Consider the following 18451-nt stretch of genomic DNA (forward strand, 5'->3'; position numbering starts at 1 on the left):
CATCAAGTTTAGCGATGTTCCAAGACTCCCGCAATGAATCGGCGAGGCGGGATTACTCTTGCAGGGTTTCCGGAGTGGCTGCGTTTTCCAGATTCTCGACCACGGCGCTGACAGTGGCGTCAGTGATCTGGCTGTTGACGGCGACGGCGGGCGGGGCCGCGCTTTCCACTGGGGCGCTGGCCGGGGCGGCGGCTTTTTTAGCCGGCTTGGCCGCTTTTCCGGCTTTTGCCGGCGTGACTGCTTGCGGCTCAAGCTTGGCCGGCTTGGCTGCTTTCGGCGCTTTTGCCTTCGCCGGTTTGGCTGCCGCCGGCTTGATGCTGGGCGCTTCCGGCAAATGGGCCGGGAAGTGTTGTGCTGCGGCTTTTAAGACTGGATTGCTGTCGGCGGCTTTTTTCACCTGGCGCGCCACTTTCGCTGCTGCGCGCTCGACATTTTCGACGGCATCCTCGACGCTGTCTTCCAGCGCTTCGACAGCCTCATCCACCGCCTTGACCACGGCTTTTTCAAATTTGCGTCCGGCTTCCTGCGCCACTTGCAGCAGGCCGGTTTCAAATTTGCCGGCGTGTTTGCTGGCGGCTTTCATGACTTCATTGCCGGTTTCGCTGGCGATCTGGCCCATTTTCGCGCCATAGTTCAACAATGCCTGCCATTCCGGCTGCAGATGATCCAGGCTTTTCAGCAGCACATCTTGCGGTTGTTTGGATTGAATCAGTTTCTGCGTCAAGTCATGCGCTTTTTGCAGTTGCGCGCGCCCGGTGTTCAGGCTCAGATCCAGCATGCGCTGGGCGCCGTGCAGGGCGTGGTTGCTGACATCTTCAAACAGATTGACTTGATTTAAGAATTGGGCTTGCCATTGGTCTTGCACTTTATGGTGCAGGCGTTGCTCGCCGGCGAAAGGATTGCTGTAAGAAAACACGTGATTCTCCTCATCTGCAGGAAAGAAGGCGCTGCCATGGCTGTCGGCAGCCGGGCGCAGTGCGATGGTGCACTGCAATATCGGCATTGTAGCGGGTTTTGCCGTGCTTGCCGGCTTAAATAATGCGCAGCAAAGCGATTTTTTTCAATGAAGAGGATTGCGGGGAAAATTCTTGCTGCAAAGCAAAAGAGCGGCTTGCGCCGCTCTCTTTCAGTCATATGCCGGTTTAAGCAAAATTGGCGGCGGCAAAATCCCAGTTCACCAGATTGCCCAGGAAGGTTTCCACATACTTGGCGCGCAGATTGCGGAAGTCGATGTAGTAAGCGTGTTCCCACAGATCGCAGGTGATCAGCGGCACATCCGCCGTGGTCAGCGGGGTGGCGGCGTTGGAGGTGTTGACGATATCCACCGAGCCGTCAGCTTTTTTCACCAGCCAAGTCCAGCTGGAGCCGAAATTACCCACGCAAGCTTTGGTGAATTCGGCTTTGAAATTGTCATACGAACCCCATTTTGCGTTGATCGCATCGGCCAAGGCGCCAGTCGGTGCGCCGCCGCCGTTGGGTTTCATGCTGTTCCAGTAGAAAGTGTGATTCCAGATTTGCGCAGCATTATTGAAGATGCCGCCGGAGGATTTCTTGACGATTTCTTCCAGGCTGGCGTTTTCAAACTCGGTGCCCTTGATCAGGTTGTTCAGATTGGTGGCATAAGCCTGATGATGCTTGCCATAGTGAAATTCCAGGGTTTCCTGGCTGATGTGCGGAGCCAGTGCTTGCATATCATACGGCAGGGCGGGCAGAGTATGTTCCATATTTTCCTCTCGTTGGGTGAATGAAGCGCCTTACGGTAGCGGCAGGCTTGCCCGGGCAAGCCGCGCAACTTCCAAATGAGGCGCATATTGTATGCCGGTTGCCGCCGATGCGCAGACTTGTGCGCAAATACCCGCAACGCGCTTGCGGGTATTCGTGGCGACAGACTTATTCCGGGGTCGCGCCGGCGCGTTTGCGGCTGGCCCGTTTTTTGCCCCCATCCTGTCCCAGCGGCGGATGCGGCTTGCTGCTGGCAAGCTCGAAGCGGGCCGAACTTTGCGCTGTGTGCAAAATCAGGCCGGCTCCCGGCCCCAGGCTGGCGGCGTCGCGCACCAGCGCGCCGGCCTCATCCTGCGCAATCGCATAGCCGCGCGCTAAGGTGCGCGCCGGATTGAGCATATCCAACTGCGCTTTGAGCATCGCCAATTGCTGTGCGGCGTGTTGTTGCCGCAGGTTTTGCGCACGCACCATGCGTTGCTGCAATTGTTGCAAATATTGTTGCCCGGCACGGCTCGACGGCAGGCAGTATGTCAGACGGGTTTGCTGTTGCTGCAAACGGTGGCGCGCGGCTTGCGCCCGGCGGCTCCAGGCGGCCTGCATGCGCTGTTGCAAAGACTGCAATTCCAGACGCAGGCGCGCCAGCCGCTGTTGCGGCCCTTCCAGACGGCGCGTCAGCAGATCAAGGCGTTGCGCCTGTTCGCGCCAGTGGCGATGTTGCAGGGTTTGCAGGCGGCGCGCCGCGCCTTGCAGGACTTGCAACCACTCAGTGCGGCTGCGCGCCGCCAATTCCGCTGCAGCGGTGGGCGTGGGCGCGCGCAAGTCGGCGACAAAATCGGCAATCGTGAAATCAGTTTCGTGGCCAATTCCGGCAATCATCGGCAGGCGGCGGGCGGCAATCGCGCGCGCCACCACTTCCTCATTGAAACTCCATAAATCTTCAATACTGCCGCCGCCGCGCACCAGCAGCAGCAGGTCACACTCGGCGCGCGCATTGGCGGTAGCGATCATCTGCGCGATTTTCTCGCCCGCCCCGGCCCCTTGCACCGGGATCGGGTAAATGATCAGGCGCACATGCGGCGCGCGCCGCGCGAATGCGCTCAACACGTCTTGCAGCGCGGCTGCCTGCAGGCTGGTCAAAATGCCGATGGTGCGCGCAAACAGCGGCAGCGCCAGCTTACGCTCCGGGGCAAATAAACCTTCGTGCTCCAATTGCGCTTTCAAACGCAAAAACTGCTCATACAAATCGCCCACGCCGGCGCGCCGGATCGCTTCCACATTTAATTGATAGTCGCCGCGCGGCGCATACAGCGAGACCTGGGCGCGCACTTCCACCTTATCGCCTTCGCGCGGCGTAAACGAGGCATATTGGGCGCGCCCCTTGAACATCACCGCGCGCACCTGCGCTTGCTCATCCTTGAGCGTGAAATACCAGTGGCCGGAGGCGGCCCGCACCATATTTGAGACTTCGCCGGCCACCCAGCACAGTGGAATATGCATTTCCAACAGCCGCGCCACGCTTTGATTTAACAGGCTGACGCTGAAGATTTTTTTATTGTCCATGGTGTTTCCGTTCAGAAAAGGGCGCGCGGGCGGCTTATCCACAGCCGGCGCAAGGCGCGCCCGCAGGCTGTGGATTTTGCCATATAATTGTCATATTTCACTGTATGAAATCACAGTATTTATCAAGTCATTGATTTTAAAATGATTTTGAAAAAGCAAGCGATTTATCCACAGTTGGAAAAAAGAAAGAAAAAGCGTGTCAGATCAAGCGCTTTGACTGCCTGCACCCAGCTTATTCACATTTTTATCCACACATAGCCCTGTCCCCTTGTGCAGCTTGTTGATAAAACCGCCGCCGCAGCCTGAAACATGTTCCACGCAATCGTTTGCGCGCGCACATGGCATGATTTTGCAGGATTTTGCTGAAAAAATAAGCAGGGATCAGAAATTGCTTAAAATTTGTGCAGAGCAAAAAAATTATTATTTTTCAATGGCTTATATAGTGCTGTGGAAACTTGCGCACATGCTTTTCCACAAAAATTGTGAAAAGATGTGGAAAGCTGCATGGCGCGCCGGTCTGGCGCGCGGCTGAGCGTTCAGGCGCGGCGCTTTTTCCACTTGAACAAGAGGAATGCAGCGCCGGCAAGCAGGCTGGGGCCGGCGATATACAAGAGATAAAACCTGAGCGCCGCCAAATCGTTTTCAAAGTCCCAGCCGTGCTCCAGCACGCGTAAAGACTGGCCCTGCAGCAAAGTGTGGCTCATCTGCGGGTTGTATTTAATGGGAAAATGCGTGCCAACCGGGATGTGCTTGAGATACTCCGGCGCCGACATGGCAGGCGCTTCGAGATCGATGTAGATTTCCTTGCTGCCGTTGACTTCGCCATACAGAAAAGGGGCCCGATGTTCGAGCACCCCGGCGCCGGTGACGGCGAAGCGCGCATCTGTATACTCATGCCGGGCGCTGTAGCGCAGATAGGCGCCAATTGCGGAAATCAGAAACAGGCAATTCGCGCTGAATATGATCAGCGCGCCACACGCCAGCATGATTTTCTTGCGCTTTGCAGACATATGCCAGCCTCCTCACAGTGTGCGCCGATGCGCTTTGCGTTTGCGCAAAACAGATCAGTGCAAGCGTTGCCAATCCCGGGTTTTGCCGGACAGACTGGATTTCAGGCGCAAGATTTTTTGATCCGCCGCCAAAATTTCATCGCTATCGACAAAGCCGGGTGTAATCGATGGATGGCTGGAACGTTCATAGCGCCATATTAATTTATTGCCATCAACCCGCCATGTGCCGGCGGCATCCAGCACTGGTGCGCCATTCGCCCTGGTGCTGCTGGTGAAAGTCTGATCTTCTTTCAAATGCACAACGGAAGCCATGCTGACGCCTTGCTGCGCGACATTGATATGCCACATGCCGTGTAAGGCGGCGGCTTGGATGTTGTGTTGAGCCGATGCGGGCGCACACAGGCTCATGGCAAAGACCAGCAGTGTTGACAGAATTTTCATGATTGATATTGGAGCAGTATTGAATGGGACGGGAAGGCGAAGTTGTGCTTGTGTTTCAGCCTGCCTTATTATAGATGCATGCAGTTTTTCCAGCTTGGCGCTTTGAATCAGGCTAAGCGCTTCCAGGCGGATACCGCTCTTTCACCCCTGCCGGTTTGCTGATGCCATAGAGACGCCATGTTCCTCTCCTTTTGCTTTATCCCGCTCAACACCACACTTGGCGTGCAAGAAATTGCTGCGCTGCGCAAGATATCGCCCTTGTCGATCGTTGAGCTGCGCCTGCATGCTGCGCAGGGCCGCAGTGTGCTGGAGATGCCGGCATTGTGGGGCGACTGGCCGCACAATGTGCCGCAGCTCAAGCTGATCTTGGATGCTATCGAAGATGGCCAACTGCCCTTGCGCGTGGTGTTGGCCGAGGTCTATGAAGATGAAGCCTTATCTGATTCTATTGATTTGACTGTGGATGAGGCGCGGGCGCAGATGGAAGACTATCTGCGGCAAGATCCGCATGCTTGAACTGCCCGCTGTGCTGTGCGGCGCTTGATTTGACTTCCGGCAGTGAGGTGCGGGCGCTGACAGTTTGCCGAACTGCGCAGCGGTATGTGCCGGTGCGCTGCCTAAAAAACAGGCTGAATAAAAATTTCTTTTATTATCAGATGCTTAGCTTGAGGTGGCGAAACTTGCGCACATGCTTTTCCACAAAAACTGTGCAAAGCCGGCAGCTTTTCCCCAGGCTGACCGGCTTGCCTCAGCGCTTTGCAACTTGTGCACATTATTTTGTTTTCTTTGCAATTATGATTTTTCTGTGGATAGATAATAGTTTTCCACTGCCTAAAAATTGAGCATTGAAATTAAATTCAATAAAATCAAATACTTAATCAAAGCTTTTCATGCTTTTCCACATGCTTGCCCACATTTTGTGTGCAAAATGCCTGAGTTATCCACTTCCGCCCCTGTTTGTCTTGTCACGGCGCTTTGCTTGCCGTGTGCGTATCCCTTCATGGCCGGCTTGGCAAATCTGTCTGAAGTCGTGGCGGCGGTCTGCCCTGGGCCTGCCGCAGATCAGCTCAAAGCGGGCGTTTTTTGTGGAGAAATGCATTTTTCTGCTATGAAGCAAGGGACAGAAAAGCGCGCGCGAGGAGGGCGTAAGACAGCCAAAGCGCCGCTGTTTCAGCAGGCCGTGGTTGCAAATGTATGCGCCACTGCGGTGAGGGAGGTGTGCGCTGATTAAAAATTGTGCAATTGCAAAAAATCGTTTTAAATCAATGGCCTAACATCCTATGTGGAAACTTGCGCACACGCTTTTCCACAAAAAATGTGAAGAGCGCGCAATTTGTGCACAGCGTCGCAGATGTTCTGTACGCATGGCGCCTTTTTGCAGGAAGCGCTTGGCAGAAAGCTGTTTTCTGTGGATATCTATCCAGAATAAAACTGCCTAAAATTTAGGCATTAAAAATAAATTCAATCAAATCAATTACTTATAGAGTGCTGACTGCGCTTGTCCACATGCTTGCCCACATTTTGTGTGCAAAATCACTGACTTATCCCCGTAAGCGCATAATTTGCCGCTTTATGCTGAATTTTGCACTGTTTTGGTGCGGAATTGCAGGCGCATAAGCCTGCTTTCAGGCTGGATGGCGTCTGCGCAGCGTTCTGCTTAAAATTTGTGCAGTGCAAAAAAATCCTGCAAAATCAAGCGACTGCAGCGCAGTGCCGGCGTTTCCCCACATGCTTTTCCACAAAATGTGTGCACAGTCTGGGCCGCAGCTTGGGCGATGGGGATAAGCTGGCGGTGGCCGGGTTTTCTTGTAAATTGACAATGTTTTTTAAACAAAGCACGCAGGGTAGCGATGAGATGCCTGCCCAAAAAATGAGCATTGATAGTTTATTCAATAAAATCAAATGCTTATAGATGTCTGTCGGTGCTTGCGCACATCTTTTTCCACAAAAAATGTGCGCAAAGGCAAATGCCGGCGCATCCCGTTTTCTGTGGAAAACGCCTTGACTGCAGCCGCCTGGCGGCGCCGGAGCAGGGCGGACGGGGCTGAAGCGGCATTGCCTGTTTTTTGGGCATTGGAAAAATAGTGTATTAAATCAATAGCTTAGGAATGGGTGTAAAGGCTTGCGCACATGCTTGTCCACAAAAAATGTGGGCAAAGCCAGACTTGTGCACATGCGGTGTGGGCGGCAAGTGATTGATTTGCAAGATTGCGCGCATTGCCGCCGCGCTGCTGTATCATATAGGCCGCCCGTTCGCCGTCATCGCGGCAGTGCAAAAGGAGGGGCGGAGCAGGCCCGCTTTGCCGCGCATCATTCAACAGGAGTGTGTTTTGTTTTCCATTATTTCCCAGGCCGGCTGGCCGATCTATCCGCTTTTGATCGCATCCATCATTTGCGTCGCCCTGATCATTGAACGTTTGCTGTATCTGCGCCGCAACCGCGTCCTGCCCCCGAATCTGCTCAAGGAAGTGATCACGGTGTATCACAATGGCAAGATCAACCCTGAAGTGGTTGACTCGCTGGAAAAAACTTCGCCGCTGGGCCGTGTGCTGGCCGCCGGTTTGCGCAATGTGAATGCGCCGCGCGATGTGATGAAAGAATCGATTGAAGAAGCCGGCAGCGCCGCCGCGCATGAGCTGGAGCGTTTCCTGACCTCAATCGGCACGATTGCCTCGCTGGCCCCGCTGATGGGTTTGTTTGGCACCGTGGTCGGCATGATCGAGATTTTCGGCGCGCACAATGGCCAGGGCACGAACCCCGCTGAATTGGCGCATGGTATTTCGGTGGCGCTGTATAACACCGGCTTTGGTTTGCTGGTGGCCATGCCGGCGCTGGTGTTTTACCGCCATTTCCGCGCCCTCATCAACAGCTTTGTGGTGGAGATGGAGCAGCAGGCGGTGAAATTCGTGGACACCGTGCACGGTTCGCGCAAATAAAGGTGGCGGCATCATGAATTTTCGCAAGGGCCAGGGGCAGGAAGATCCGGAAATCAATCTGATCCCCTTCATTGACGTGCTGTTGGTGATTTTGATCTTTTTAATGGTCACCACCACCTACAGCAAATACACCGAATTGCAAATCACCCTGCCTACCGCAGATGCGGACAAGGCGATGGAAAAGCCGTTTGAGCTGGTGATTGCGATTGACGCTAAGGGCAATTACGCCCTCAATGGCCGCGCGGTCAGCTTCCATGATGTGGATGGGCTGGCGCTGGATTTGAAATCGGTGGTGCAAGCCGCCAATCAAAAAGACCCGGTGGTGATTTTGAATGCAGATCAGTTCGCCACCCATCAATCAGTGATCAACGCCATGCAGGCCGCGCGCGTGGCCGGCTACGGCAAGATCACCTTCACCGCCCAGGCCAGCGGCAAGCGTTAAGCCATGGCCGACATGCAGGGGCGCGTCAGCCGGTATTTACAAGCCGGCTGGCGCTCACATAATTGGCTCTCACGCAGCCTGTTGCCGCTGTCTTCTCTCTACTCCCTGATTTCCAGTGTGCGCCGGCGCCGCTTGCAGGCGCGCGCCGCCCGTTTGCCGCGTCCGCTCGCGGTGGTTGGCAATATTTATCTGGGCGGGGCCGGCAAAACCCCGTTCGTAATCTGGCTGGTGCGGCAATGGCAGGCGCAGGGTGTGCGCGTGGGGGTGATTTCGCGCGGCTATGGGCGGCGCGGCGATGAGGTGCGCGAAGTGCACGCCGACAGCCGGCCCGAAGACTGTGGCGACGAGCCGCTTTTACTCAAGCGCGCGCTGGCATGCCCGCTGTTTGTGGCGCGCCAGCGTTACCAGGCGGGACTGGCTTTGCTGGCGGCTTACCCGGAGGTGGAGATTTTGATCGCCGACGACGGTTTGCAGCATTACGCCCTGGCGCGCGATGTCGAAATTGTGCTGTGCGATACGCGCGGCGTTGGCAATGGCGCCTTGCTGCCTGCCGGCCCATTGCGCGAAGGGCCTGAGCGGGCGCGCGATTTCACCGTGTTTAACGCCGGCGTGAGCGGGCAGGCGGCCCCGGCGGATGCGCCGCAACCCTGTTTCACCATGCGCCTGCAAGCCGGCCTTTGCTGGCGCTTGCAGGCGCCGCAGGAAACCGCCGGTTTGGATGCATTGCGCCAGCGTCATGCCGGTGCGCCAGTTCTGGCGGCAGCCGGAATAGGCGAGCCGGCGCGCTTTTTCGCCCTGCTGGCGCAGCATGGTTTGCCGGCGGCGACGCTGGCCTTGCCCGACCACTACGATTTTGCGCAGAACCCCTTTGCCGCCAGTGACGCGCAACTGATCCTGATTACAGAAAAGGATGCGGTAAAATGCGCCACTCATGCCAGCATGCGCGAGGATGGCCGGATCTGGGTGGTTCCTGTGATTCCGCATTGCGACCCGCTGCTGGCGCAACTGATTTTGGAGAAATGCCGTGGATGCTCGCCTGCTTGACACCCTGGTTTGCCCGGTTTGTAAAGGGCCATTGGAATACGATAAGGCGGCGCAGGAATTGATTTGCCGCGCCGACCGTTTAGCCTTCCCGGTGCGGGATGGCATCCCCATTATGTGGACCGAGGGCGCGCGCCAGATTCCGGCCTGAGCCTGATCACCCTGTCAGGAATCGCTATGGATTTTCACGTCATCATTCCCGCCCGGCTGGCCTCGACCCGGCTGCCGAATAAACCGCTGGCCGATTTGCAAGGCAAGCCGATGGTGGTGCGCGTGGCTGAACGCGCGCGCGCCTCGGGCGCCGCGCAAGTCGTGGTGGCGACTGATCATGCCTCGATTCTGGCCGCCTGCGTGGCCCATGGCGTGAGCGCCTGGCTGACGCGCAGCGATCACCCGTCCGGCACTGATCGCATCGCTGAAGTCGCCGCCGCCATGCAATTGCCGCCGCAGGCGGTAGTGGTCAATGTGCAGGGCGACGAGCCTTTGATTGAACCGGAATTGATTCGCGCCACCGCTGCCTTGATCAATCAAGACACGCCAATGGCCACCGCCGCCCATCCGCTGCATGCGATTGCCGATGTGGCGAATCCGAATGTGGTGAAAGTGGTGCTGGATAAGGCGGGCCGTGCGCTGTATTTTTCGCGCGCTGCGATTCCCTGGGCGCGCGACGCCTGGGCTCAGGGCAGCCCGAATTGCCTGCCGCATGGCATGCCGCTGCTGCGCCATATCGGCTTGTATGCCTATCGCCATGATTTTTTGCAAACTTACCCCACCTTGAGCCAAAGTCCGCTGGAGCAGTGGGAAGCGCTGGAGCAGTTGCGCGTCCTGTGGCATGACTACCCGATTGCGGTGCATACCTGGCCGCATGCCCCGCATGGCGGGGTGGATACGCCAGAAGATTTGGCGCGCGTGCGCGCTTTTCTGGCGCAGGGCGGCAAATGATGCAATCGCTGCTTGGCGGCCAAGGTGCGCAAAAGCGCGCACGGCTTAAAAACTGTGGTAAGTTAGAAAAGATGTGCATTTCGGATATGCTTGTGCTTGATCAGGGCGCGCAGTTTCCGCTTTGCCAATAAGACTAATTCAAACTCGTATCAGGGAATAAACAATGCGTCTGATTCTGCTCGGTGCGCCGGGAGCTGGCAAAGGCACCCAGGCCAATTACATCAAAGAAAAATTCAATATCCCGCAAATCTCCACCGGCGATATGTTGCGCGCCGCAATCAAGGAAGGCACCGAGCTGGGCAAGGCGGCCAAGGTGGTGATGGATGCGGGCAAACTGGTGTCTGACGATATCATCATCGGCCTGGTGAAAGAGCGCCTGAAAGCGGCGGATTGCCAGCAAGGTTATCTGTTTGACGGTTTTCCGCGCACCATCGCACAAGCCGAGGCGATGAAAGAAGCCGGCGTGGCGATTGATTATGTGCTGGAAATCGCCGTGCCCGATGAGGCGATTGTGGAACGTCTGTCAGGCCGCCGCGTGCATGTCGATTCGGGCCGCACCTATCATGTCAAATTCAATCCGCCCAAAGTTGAAGGCAAAGACGATGTCACCGGCGAAGACTTGATCCAGCGCTCAGACGACAGCGAAGAAACGGTGAAAAACCGCCTCAAGGTGTATCACGATCAAACCGAAGTGCTGCTTGGCTACTACAACCAGTGGGCGGAATCGGGGCAGCCGGGCGCGCCGCAATATCGCAAAATTGATGGCGTCGGCGAAGTGACGCATATTCGCGATAAAGCCTTTGCCGCGCTTGGCGCTTAAATTGCAGATGCGCATCAAAACGGACGCCTGACGTCCGTTTTTCATCTGCGCACAGATCCAGCCGGCGTCATGGCGATCCCGTGGCGCCGGCTTTACGTCATCCGCAAGAGGCATCCTTGATTCCTCAGTTGGACGGGAAACAAGTAAGCGCGTCTGTCGCGTTCTCACTAAACGGGGGATGGCGTATTTGCTGGAAATTTCGACACAATCAATGAGTTCTAAAGCTTAAAAGCGATCAACTGAGGAAGCTGGGATTATGCAAATTCAAGATCATGTATTCATCATCACCGGCGGCGCATCCGGCCTGGGCGCTGCGACAGCACGGTTATTGGCGCAACATGGGGCGCGTCTGGTGCTGGCCGATTTGCAGCAGGAAGCCGGGCAAGCCCTGGCGGCTGAACTCGGCGCGCGCTTTGTCAAATGCGATGTCGCCTCCGAAGCCGACGGCCAGGCGGTGATTGCCGCCGCGCGCGAGCTGGGCAGTCTGCGCGGCTTGATCAATTGCGCCGGCATCGCCCCCGCCATCAAAACCGTCGGCAAAGATGGCCCGCACCCGCTCGACGCCTTCGCCCGCGTGATCAATATCAATCTGATCGGCAGCTTTAATATGTCGCGTCTGGCGGCGGCGGAAATCTCGCAGCAGGAAGCCATCAACACCGAACGCGGCGTGATCATCAACACCGCTTCAGTGGCGGCGTTTGACGGTCAGATCGGTCAGGTTGCATACGCCGCCTCCAAAGCCGCTGTGGCCGGCATGACCTTGCCGATGGCGCGCGATCTGGCGCGCAATGGCATCCGCGTAATGACGATTGCGCCGGGCATTTTTGAAACTCCGATGTTGCTGGGCATGCCGGCGGAAGTGCAGGACGCACTCGGCAAATCGGTGCCTTTCCCCTCGCGTCTGGGCAAACCGGCGGAATATGCCCATTTGGCCAAGAGCATTATTGAAAACATGATGCTCAACGGTGAAACCATCCGCTTGGATGGCGCGATCCGCATGCAACCGAAGTAAGCCGCTATCCGGCAGGCGGCTTGCCGCCTGCCTCCTGCCTTTCCCCATTCCAGTCCATGTCCATGAAAATCTCCAGTCTCTTGCCATCCCTGCTGCTGGCCCTGGCCCCGCTGGCGCACAGCGCACCTGCGCAAGACCCCGCCGCGCCGGAAGGCGCCAGCGGCATACAAAGCAAGCAACTGAGTTACGCCAAAAAACATATGGTGGCGGCAGCCAATCCGCATGCGGTGGAGGCGGGACTGGCGATTTTGCGCAAAGGCGGCTCAGCAGTCGATGCCGCCATCGCCACCCAGCTGGTGCTGGGCCTGTGTGAGCCGCAATCGTCCGGCATCGGCGGCGGCGCCTTCATGCTGTTTTTCGATGGGCGTGGCGTGCATGCCTGGGATGGCCGCGAAACCGCGCCGGCGGCGGTCGATGAAAAACTGTTTTTGCAAGCCGACGGCAGCCCCGTGAAACGCTATGAGGCGATTGTCGGCGGGCGCTCGGTTGGCGTGCCGGGCGTCATGCGCATGCTGGAGGCGGCCCATAAAGAACATGGCAAACTGCCTTGGGCCAGCTTGTTTGAACCGGCGATTCAATTAGCGCAGCAAGGTTTTGCGCTCAGCCCGCGCTTACACAAATTGCTCAGCGATGAACCGTTTTTAAAACGCGATCCGGTTGCCGCCGCTTATTTTTATGACGAACAGGGCAAGGCGCGCCCGGTTGGCTATCTGCTGAAAAACCCGGAATACGCCGCCAGCCTGCGCCTGCTGGCCGCCAAGGGCGCAGCCGCCCTGCATGAAGGGCCGTTAGCGCAAGCGATTGTCGATAAAGTCAATAAACACGCCGCCAATCCCGGCAAATTGAGTGTGCAGGACATGCGCGACTACCGCGCCAAAAAGCGTGAAGCGGTATGCCTGGATTATCGCAAGTACACAGTGTGCGGCATGCCGCCGCCATCCTCGGGCGGAATTGCAGTGGCGCAAGTGCTGGGCATGTTGGAAGGGCGCGATATGGCCGCCTTAAAACCGGGTGCGCAAGGCATCAGCGCCGAGGCCATGCACTGGATCAGCCAGGCCGAACGTCTGGCCTACGCCGACCGCGACCACTATGCCGGCGACAGCGATTTTGTGCCGCTGCCGGGACGCGGCGTGGCGGCTTTATTGGATAAGCAGTATTTGAAACAGCGCGCCGCTTTGATGGGCGAAAAAAGCCTGGGTCAGGCCGCGCCCGGTTTGCCGCCGTTCAAACCCGGCGCCAACGATAAGCTGGCGTTTGGCCGCGACCAGTCGCCCGAATTGCCTTCGACCTCGCATTTCTCGATTGTCGATGCGCAAGGGCATGCAGTGGCCATGACCACCACCATCGAAGACGGCTTTGGCGCGCGGCTGATGGTGGGCGGCTTTTTACTGAATAACCAATTGACTGATTTCTCCTTCGTGCCAGCAGATCAGCATGGCCCGGTGGCCAACCGGGTGCAAGGCGGCAAGCGGCCACGTTCGACCATGTCGCCGACGCTGGTGTTTGAACGTGACAGTAAAAAATTGCAATTGGCCGCCGGTTCTCCGGGCGGGCCGGCGATTGCCCTGTACGTCATCAAAACCCTGGTCGGCGTACTGGATTGGAAAATGGATGTGCAGCAGGCGATTGCCCTGCCCAATTTCGGCAGCCGCAATGGCGGTATGGACGTGGAAGAGGGGGCGTTTGATGAATCCGTGCTGCAAGACTTGCGTCAGCGCGGGCATCAGCTGCGCACCTGGTCAATGACATCCGGCCTGCATGCGATTGAGCGCCGCATGCGCGATGGCGAAAGCGTATGGGCCGGCGGGGCCGATCCGCGTCGCGAAGGGGCGGCGCGCGGCGATTGACTCGCCAAAGCCCGTGCTTCCTGTTAATCTGAGCGGCATGGAAAATACGGGAAAAACCGGCTTGATTCTGTCTGGCGGCGGCGCGCGCGCAGCCTACCAGGTGGGCGTGCTGCACGCGATTCACCAGATCCTGTGGGAGGCCGGCTGGCCGCCCGCGCACAATCCCTTTGAAATCATCTGCGGCACCTCAGCCGGCGCCATCAACGCCACCGCGCTGGCTTGCCGCGCCGATAATTTTGACGAAGGCGTGCAAAAGCTGTATGACACCTGGCATAACTTTGAAGTCGGTCAGGTGTACCGCGCCGACTCTTTGGGCGTGCTGCGCTCCGGCGCGCGCTGGCTTTCGCTGCTCTCGTTTGGCTGGCTGCTGCGCAAATGGCATGCGGCGCCGCCCAATTCCCTGCTCGACAATACGCCGCTGGTGGGTTTATTGCACCGCATGCTGGATTTGCCGCGCCTGGATATGGCTTTATCCGAAGGTTTTTTGCATGCGCTGGCGGTGACCGCATCATCGTATACCGCAGGCCATCACATCACCTTTTATCAAACCATGGCCGATGTCGAACCCTGGGTGCGCACCCAGCGCATTGCAATGCAAGATCAGATCGGCGTCGAACACTTGCTGGCTTCCAGCGCCATCCCCTTTATTTTTCCCGCCACGCCGCTGTATTTGAACGGGCGGCGCGAGTTTTGCGGCGATGGCTCGATGCGTCAATTAGCCCCGATTTCACCGGCGATTCACTTAGGGGCCGACCGCGTGCTGGTGATTGGCGCCGGGCGCATGAATGAAAGCAAGCGCGCGCTGCCGGACAATCCGCAATATCCCAGCCTGGCGCAAGTGGCCGGGCATGCGCTGTCGAGCATTTTCCTCGACAGTCTGGCAGTGGATATTGAGCGGCTTAACCGCATCAACGCCACGATTGCCAATATTCCACCGGAATTCCGCAAAAACACCGTACTGCGCCCGGTGCAAATTCTGGTGATTGCGCCGTCTGAGCGCCTGGATGATATCGCCAGCCGGCATACCGCCAGCCTGCCGGCCCCGATCCGCACCTTGCTGGGCGGCATCGGCGCGACTGAGGCGCGCGGCTCGGCGCTGGCCTCGTATTTACTGTTTGAAGCCAGCTATACACGCGAACTGATACGTCTGGGACAGCAAGACACTATGCAAAGAAGCGCCGATGTACTGGCATTCTTCGGCATACAGCAGCGCCCACCCGTGGCGGCGCTTGCCAAGTAAGCAGGCTTGATGCAAGAATGGTAGAAGTGACAAAGCGCCAGTCGGGCGCAGACAAACATGGCGGGTTCAACGGGGTGGCCGCTGGCTGCATACTGGAGGCGGGATGGCAGGGCAGGAAATCGATGTCGCTCAGGTCTTCACACACATGCGCGCTGCGCTGGGGGAGCGCTGTTCGCCTGCGCAAATGCGCGCCGCGCTCGACGCCGCTTTGCAAGAACAGGCTGCGCCGCCAAGTCCGCTCAGTCCCGCCGCACGCGACGCTGCCGACGCCGCGCTGATGCTGGGCCAGCTGGCGCAGCACAGCCTGCCCATGCTGCAATGTCTGTTTGACTATCTTCCGCTCGCAGTTTCCTGGTTTGACGCCGATTTGAATATGCTGGCGTGCAACCGCGCCTATAAAGAATTACTCGATTTTCCTGAAGCCTTATTCGCCAGCGGCGCGCGGCGCTATGAAGACTTTATCCGCTACAACGCCATGCGCGGCGAATACGGTCCCGGCGAAGTGGAACAGATCGTGCAGGAAATCGTCGCCCGCGCCCGTCTGTCCCAACCGCATGTGTTTCAGCGGGTGCGGCCCGATGGCTCGGTGTTGGAAGTGCGCGGCGCGCCTTTGCCGGGCGGCGGCTTCATTTCGCTGTATGCCGACATCACCGCACACAAAAAAGCCGAGCAGGCCGCTTTGCGCAATGAAACTTATCTGCGCGCCGTGATCGCCCAGTTGCCGCTCGGGCTGACCGTGATTGATGAAAACCTCAATATCTTCCTGTGGAACCGGATGTGGGAAAGCGTTTGCGGCGCGCGTCCCGGTTATTTATTTGATGGCGTCACATTTGAAGAAGCGGTGCGCCATTTGGCGGAAAACGGCGAGTATGGCGGCGGCACGCCGCAGCAGATTGATGAGCAGGTCAGCATGCGGGTCGGCTTAGCGCGCCAATTTGTGCCGCACAGCTTCCGGCGCAGCAGGCCGAACGGGCGCGTGGTTGAAATCGAAGGCCGTCCCCTGAGCATAGAAGGGCGCATCGCCGGCTTCATCACGCTGTATAACGACATCACCGACCGCCTTTCGATAGACGATTTGAAGCAGGCCAAGGAAGCGGCGGAAGCCGCCAACCGGATGAAGAGCGAATTCCTGGCTCTGATGAGCCATGAGATCCGCACCCCGCTGGCGGGCGTGATCGGCATGCTCAAACTGGCCCTGCGCGACGCCCTGCTGCAAGCGGAAACACGCGATTTGATCGCGCGCGGCGAAGACAGCGCGCACGCCTTGCTGACCATCATCAATGATTTGCTGGATTTCTCCAAAATCGAAGCCGGCAAACTGACGCTGGAAAACATCGACTTTGATTTGTATCAATTGCTGGGCGATGTGTTGGAAATGTTCAAAGCCCAGGCCAGCCAGCGTGGCTTGAGCCTGCAGCTGGAGCGGGCCCCGGAAATCGGACAATTTGTGCTGGGCGACCCGGTGCGCTTGCGGCAGATTTTGATCAATCTGATCGGCAATGCCCTCAAATTCACCGAGCGTGGCGGGGTGGCGATTCTGGTCACGCTGGAGAAACGCCAATTCGGCGTCAGCCACCTGCGCTTTGCCGTGCGCGACAGCGGCATTGGCATTGCGCAAGATGCGCTGGGGCGGATTTTTGAGAAATTTGAACAAGCCGACAGCGCCACCACGCGCCGCTTTGGCGGCACCGGGCTGGGGTTGGCGATTTGCCGCCAGCTGTGCGAGCTGATGGGCGGCAGCATCGGCGTTTCCAGCGAACCGGGGCAGGGCAGCGAATTTTATTTTCATCTGCCGCTGCCGGATGGCGTGGCCCCGCAACGCGATGCCGATGAAGCGAAAAATCTGCAGCCGCACAGCCACCGCTTGCGCGTCTTGGCGGCAGACGATTTCCCCACTAATCAAATCATCATCCGCATGCTGGTTGAGCAAATGGGGCACAAGATAGACGTGGTGGACAGCGGCGAAGCGGCCCTGGCGGCGGCGGCCAAAGCCGATTTTGATGTGATTTTGATGGACGGGCGCATGCCCGGCATGGATGGCGTCACCGCCTGCCGCTTAATCCGCTCCGGCGGCATGCCGGATGCGCCGGTGCGCGATAAAGATATCTGCATCGTCGCCGTCACCGCCAACGCCAGCGAGCAAGACCGCAATCAATATCTGCAAGCCGGCATGGACAGTTTTCTGTCCAAACCGGTGGAAGAATGCAAGCTGCACCGGCAGCTGGAAAAAGTCATCGAGCGCCAGCTGGCGCGCGGCATCGCGCTGCAGCCGCGCGTGCTGGCCAGCCAGGCCAGTCTGGACGCCATGTTTGGCGCACTGCCGGGTCTGGCGCCGCAAGGCGCCGCGCCGGCATACAATATGCGCAAGATCAGCGAAGAAGAGCGCACCGAGCGCATGATACGGCAGCAAATGCATGGCGCCTTCGTTGATGATGTGCTGGAAAAGCTGGCGCAAGTCGAGCAAATGTTAAGCGCGCGTCGCGCCGATGATTGTGGCCGTCTCTTGCACAGCATGCGCGGCTCTGCGCTGTATCTGGACGGCACGCATGAATTACGCAAATTATTGCTGGAAATGGAGCCCATGGCCGACGCCGCGCGATGGGACGAAGTGGAGCAGCGCATGCCGGCTTTACGGGACAAAGTCGCCCAATGCCGGCAGCAGCAAGGCAACGCCATCAATGGGGAATGCCAATGAGAGTGCTGGTGGTCGATGATGATTCAATCTCGCGCATGGTGCTGCTGCATTTGCTCGGCAGCCTGGGCGTATTTGATGTGATCGAAGCCGAAGACGGTCAGGTCGCCTGGGAATATTTGAGCCGGGGCGAGCCGGTGCAACTGCTGTTTTGCGATGGCCGCATGCCGCGTCTGTCCGGCATGGATTTATTGCAAAAAATGCGCGCCGCACCCCCCTTGGACAAACTGCCCTTTGTCTTTATGTCAGCTTCGGAAGATGAAGACACCGTGCAGCACGCGCTGCAAAGCGGCGCCAACGCATATGTGATCAAACCCTTTGTGCTGGATGATGTGCGGCGCATGTTGGAGCAATTGGTGCGCGAACAATGGCGCGACTTGATCGAGGCCCCCGGCGTCAGCCTGCGCCGCTTGCAATTACAGCCGGCGCAATTGCAGGGCTATTTGCAAGCCTTTGAATTCCAGCTGGAGCAAACCGGGCGCGAATGGCGCAACCGGCTGGACGCCGCCGGCAGCCTGGCGCAAGAGCAGGGCAAAATCAATAGCGTGCAACAAGCTTGCCAAACCCTGGGTTTGCACTATGCGGCGCAGATTTGCCCGCGTTTAAGCCAGGTCAAGAGTGTCGCTGCATTGCAGGCATTGATGACGATTTTGACCAATACCGTCGAATATCAAATCCAGCAATTGCGCGAATTGCAGGGCAGGGTGATGGCTTGAGCCTGGCCTGCCCTATGCGCTCAAACGTCT

At 57.9% G+C, this 18451-nt stretch carries 19 protein-coding genes; 14 read left to right on the forward strand and 5 right to left on the reverse strand.

Going from position 1 to position 18451, the window contains the following annotated elements; translation table 11 throughout:
- Positions 1 to 52: 52 nt before the first annotated feature.
- The 3 genes from V8J88_RS03560 to xseA form a co-directional block, all read right to left on the reverse strand.
- A complete protein-coding gene (locus tag V8J88_RS03560) occupies positions 53 to 916 on the reverse strand; it encodes a phasin family protein (protein ID WP_338847825.1) in 864 nt (287 codons plus the stop codon).
- Positions 917 to 1142: 226 nt separating this feature from the next.
- Positions 1143 to 1724, reverse strand: coding sequence for a Fe-Mn family superoxide dismutase (locus V8J88_RS03565; RefSeq protein ID WP_338847827.1), 582 nt, complete (start codon positions 1722 to 1724; stop codon positions 1143 to 1145).
- A gap of 166 nt (positions 1725 to 1890) precedes the next feature.
- Positions 1891 to 3282: an exodeoxyribonuclease VII large subunit gene (xseA, locus tag V8J88_RS03570; RefSeq protein ID WP_338847828.1), complete on the reverse strand. Its 1392-nt coding sequence runs from the start codon at positions 3280 to 3282 to the stop codon at positions 1891 to 1893.
- Positions 3283 to 3562: 280 nt separating this feature from the next.
- On the opposite strand from xseA, the gene V8J88_RS03575 reads away from it, so the two are divergent.
- A complete protein-coding gene (locus tag V8J88_RS03575; RefSeq protein ID WP_338847829.1) occupies positions 3563 to 3814 on the forward strand; it encodes a hypothetical protein in 252 nt (83 codons plus the stop codon).
- 4 nt (positions 3815 to 3818) lie between these two features.
- Here V8J88_RS03575 and V8J88_RS03580 read toward each other — a convergent pair whose 3' ends face one another.
- The gene (locus tag V8J88_RS03580; protein WP_338847830.1) at positions 3819 to 4292 is read right to left on the reverse strand and encodes a hypothetical protein; all 474 of its coding nucleotides are present in this window, start codon (positions 4290 to 4292) and stop codon (positions 3819 to 3821) included.
- A gap of 54 nt (positions 4293 to 4346) precedes the next feature.
- Complete coding sequence (locus tag V8J88_RS03585) at positions 4347 to 4733, reverse strand: hypothetical protein (protein ID WP_338847832.1); 387 nt, start codon at positions 4731 to 4733, stop codon at positions 4347 to 4349.
- A 177-nt stretch (positions 4734 to 4910) separates the two neighbouring features.
- Here V8J88_RS03585 and V8J88_RS03590 point away from each other — a divergent pair, with 177 nt between their 5' ends.
- From V8J88_RS03590 to V8J88_RS03650, 13 genes are all read left to right on the forward strand, one after another.
- Entirely contained in the window at positions 4911 to 5249 is a 339-nt protein-coding gene (locus tag V8J88_RS03590; RefSeq protein WP_338847833.1) for a hypothetical protein, read from the forward strand.
- Between the two features lie 322 nt (positions 5250 to 5571).
- Positions 5572 to 5964 (forward strand): hypothetical protein, encoded by a 393-nt coding sequence (locus tag V8J88_RS03595; protein ID WP_338847834.1) that lies wholly within the window; start codon positions 5572 to 5574, stop codon positions 5962 to 5964.
- A 1099-nt stretch (positions 5965 to 7063) separates the two neighbouring features.
- Entirely contained in the window at positions 7064 to 7669 is a 606-nt protein-coding gene (locus V8J88_RS03600; protein WP_338847836.1) for a MotA/TolQ/ExbB proton channel family protein, read from the forward strand.
- A gap of 13 nt (positions 7670 to 7682) precedes the next feature.
- Entirely contained in the window at positions 7683 to 8111 is a 429-nt protein-coding gene (locus V8J88_RS03605; RefSeq protein ID WP_338847838.1) for a biopolymer transporter ExbD, read from the forward strand.
- A 3-nt stretch (positions 8112 to 8114) separates the two neighbouring features.
- Positions 8115 to 9155: a tetraacyldisaccharide 4'-kinase gene (gene lpxK / locus V8J88_RS03610; protein ID WP_338847840.1), complete on the forward strand. Its 1041-nt coding sequence runs from the start codon at positions 8115 to 8117 to the stop codon at positions 9153 to 9155.
- Positions 9136 to 9303, forward strand: a complete 168-nt coding sequence (locus tag V8J88_RS03615) for a Trm112 family protein (RefSeq protein ID WP_338847841.1) — start codon at positions 9136 to 9138, stop codon at positions 9301 to 9303. Before lpxK ends, V8J88_RS03615 begins: the two co-directional genes overlap by 20 nt.
- A gap of 26 nt (positions 9304 to 9329) precedes the next feature.
- Complete coding sequence (gene kdsB, locus V8J88_RS03620; RefSeq protein ID WP_338847842.1) at positions 9330 to 10094, forward strand: 3-deoxy-manno-octulosonate cytidylyltransferase; 765 nt, start codon at positions 9330 to 9332, stop codon at positions 10092 to 10094.
- A 163-nt stretch (positions 10095 to 10257) separates the two neighbouring features.
- Positions 10258 to 10914 (forward strand): adenylate kinase, encoded by a 657-nt coding sequence (adk, locus tag V8J88_RS03625; protein WP_338847843.1) that lies wholly within the window; start codon positions 10258 to 10260, stop codon positions 10912 to 10914.
- Positions 10915 to 11170: 256 nt separating this feature from the next.
- Entirely contained in the window at positions 11171 to 11926 is a 756-nt protein-coding gene (locus V8J88_RS03630) for an SDR family NAD(P)-dependent oxidoreductase (RefSeq protein ID WP_338847845.1), read from the forward strand.
- A 62-nt stretch (positions 11927 to 11988) separates the two neighbouring features.
- Positions 11989 to 13773: a gamma-glutamyltransferase gene (gene ggt / locus V8J88_RS03635; RefSeq protein ID WP_338847846.1), complete on the forward strand. Its 1785-nt coding sequence runs from the start codon at positions 11989 to 11991 to the stop codon at positions 13771 to 13773.
- Positions 13774 to 13810: 37 nt separating this feature from the next.
- On the forward strand, positions 13811 to 15013 hold the full coding sequence (locus tag V8J88_RS03640) for a patatin-like phospholipase family protein (RefSeq protein WP_338847848.1): 1203 nt from the start codon (positions 13811 to 13813) through the stop codon (positions 15011 to 15013).
- A gap of 103 nt (positions 15014 to 15116) precedes the next feature.
- Entirely contained in the window at positions 15117 to 17708 is a 2592-nt protein-coding gene (locus tag V8J88_RS03645) for a PAS-domain containing protein (protein WP_338847849.1), read from the forward strand.
- Positions 17699 to 18421, forward strand: coding sequence for a response regulator (locus V8J88_RS03650; RefSeq protein WP_338847851.1), 723 nt, complete (start codon positions 17699 to 17701; stop codon positions 18419 to 18421). The genes V8J88_RS03645 and V8J88_RS03650 overlap by 10 nt, the downstream gene beginning before the upstream one ends.
- Positions 18422 to 18451: the final 30 nt, after the last annotated feature.

The sequence above is a fragment of the Massilia sp. W12 genome, assembly GCF_037300705.1.
Lineage (GTDB): Bacteria > Pseudomonadota > Gammaproteobacteria > Burkholderiales > Burkholderiaceae_D > JACPVY01.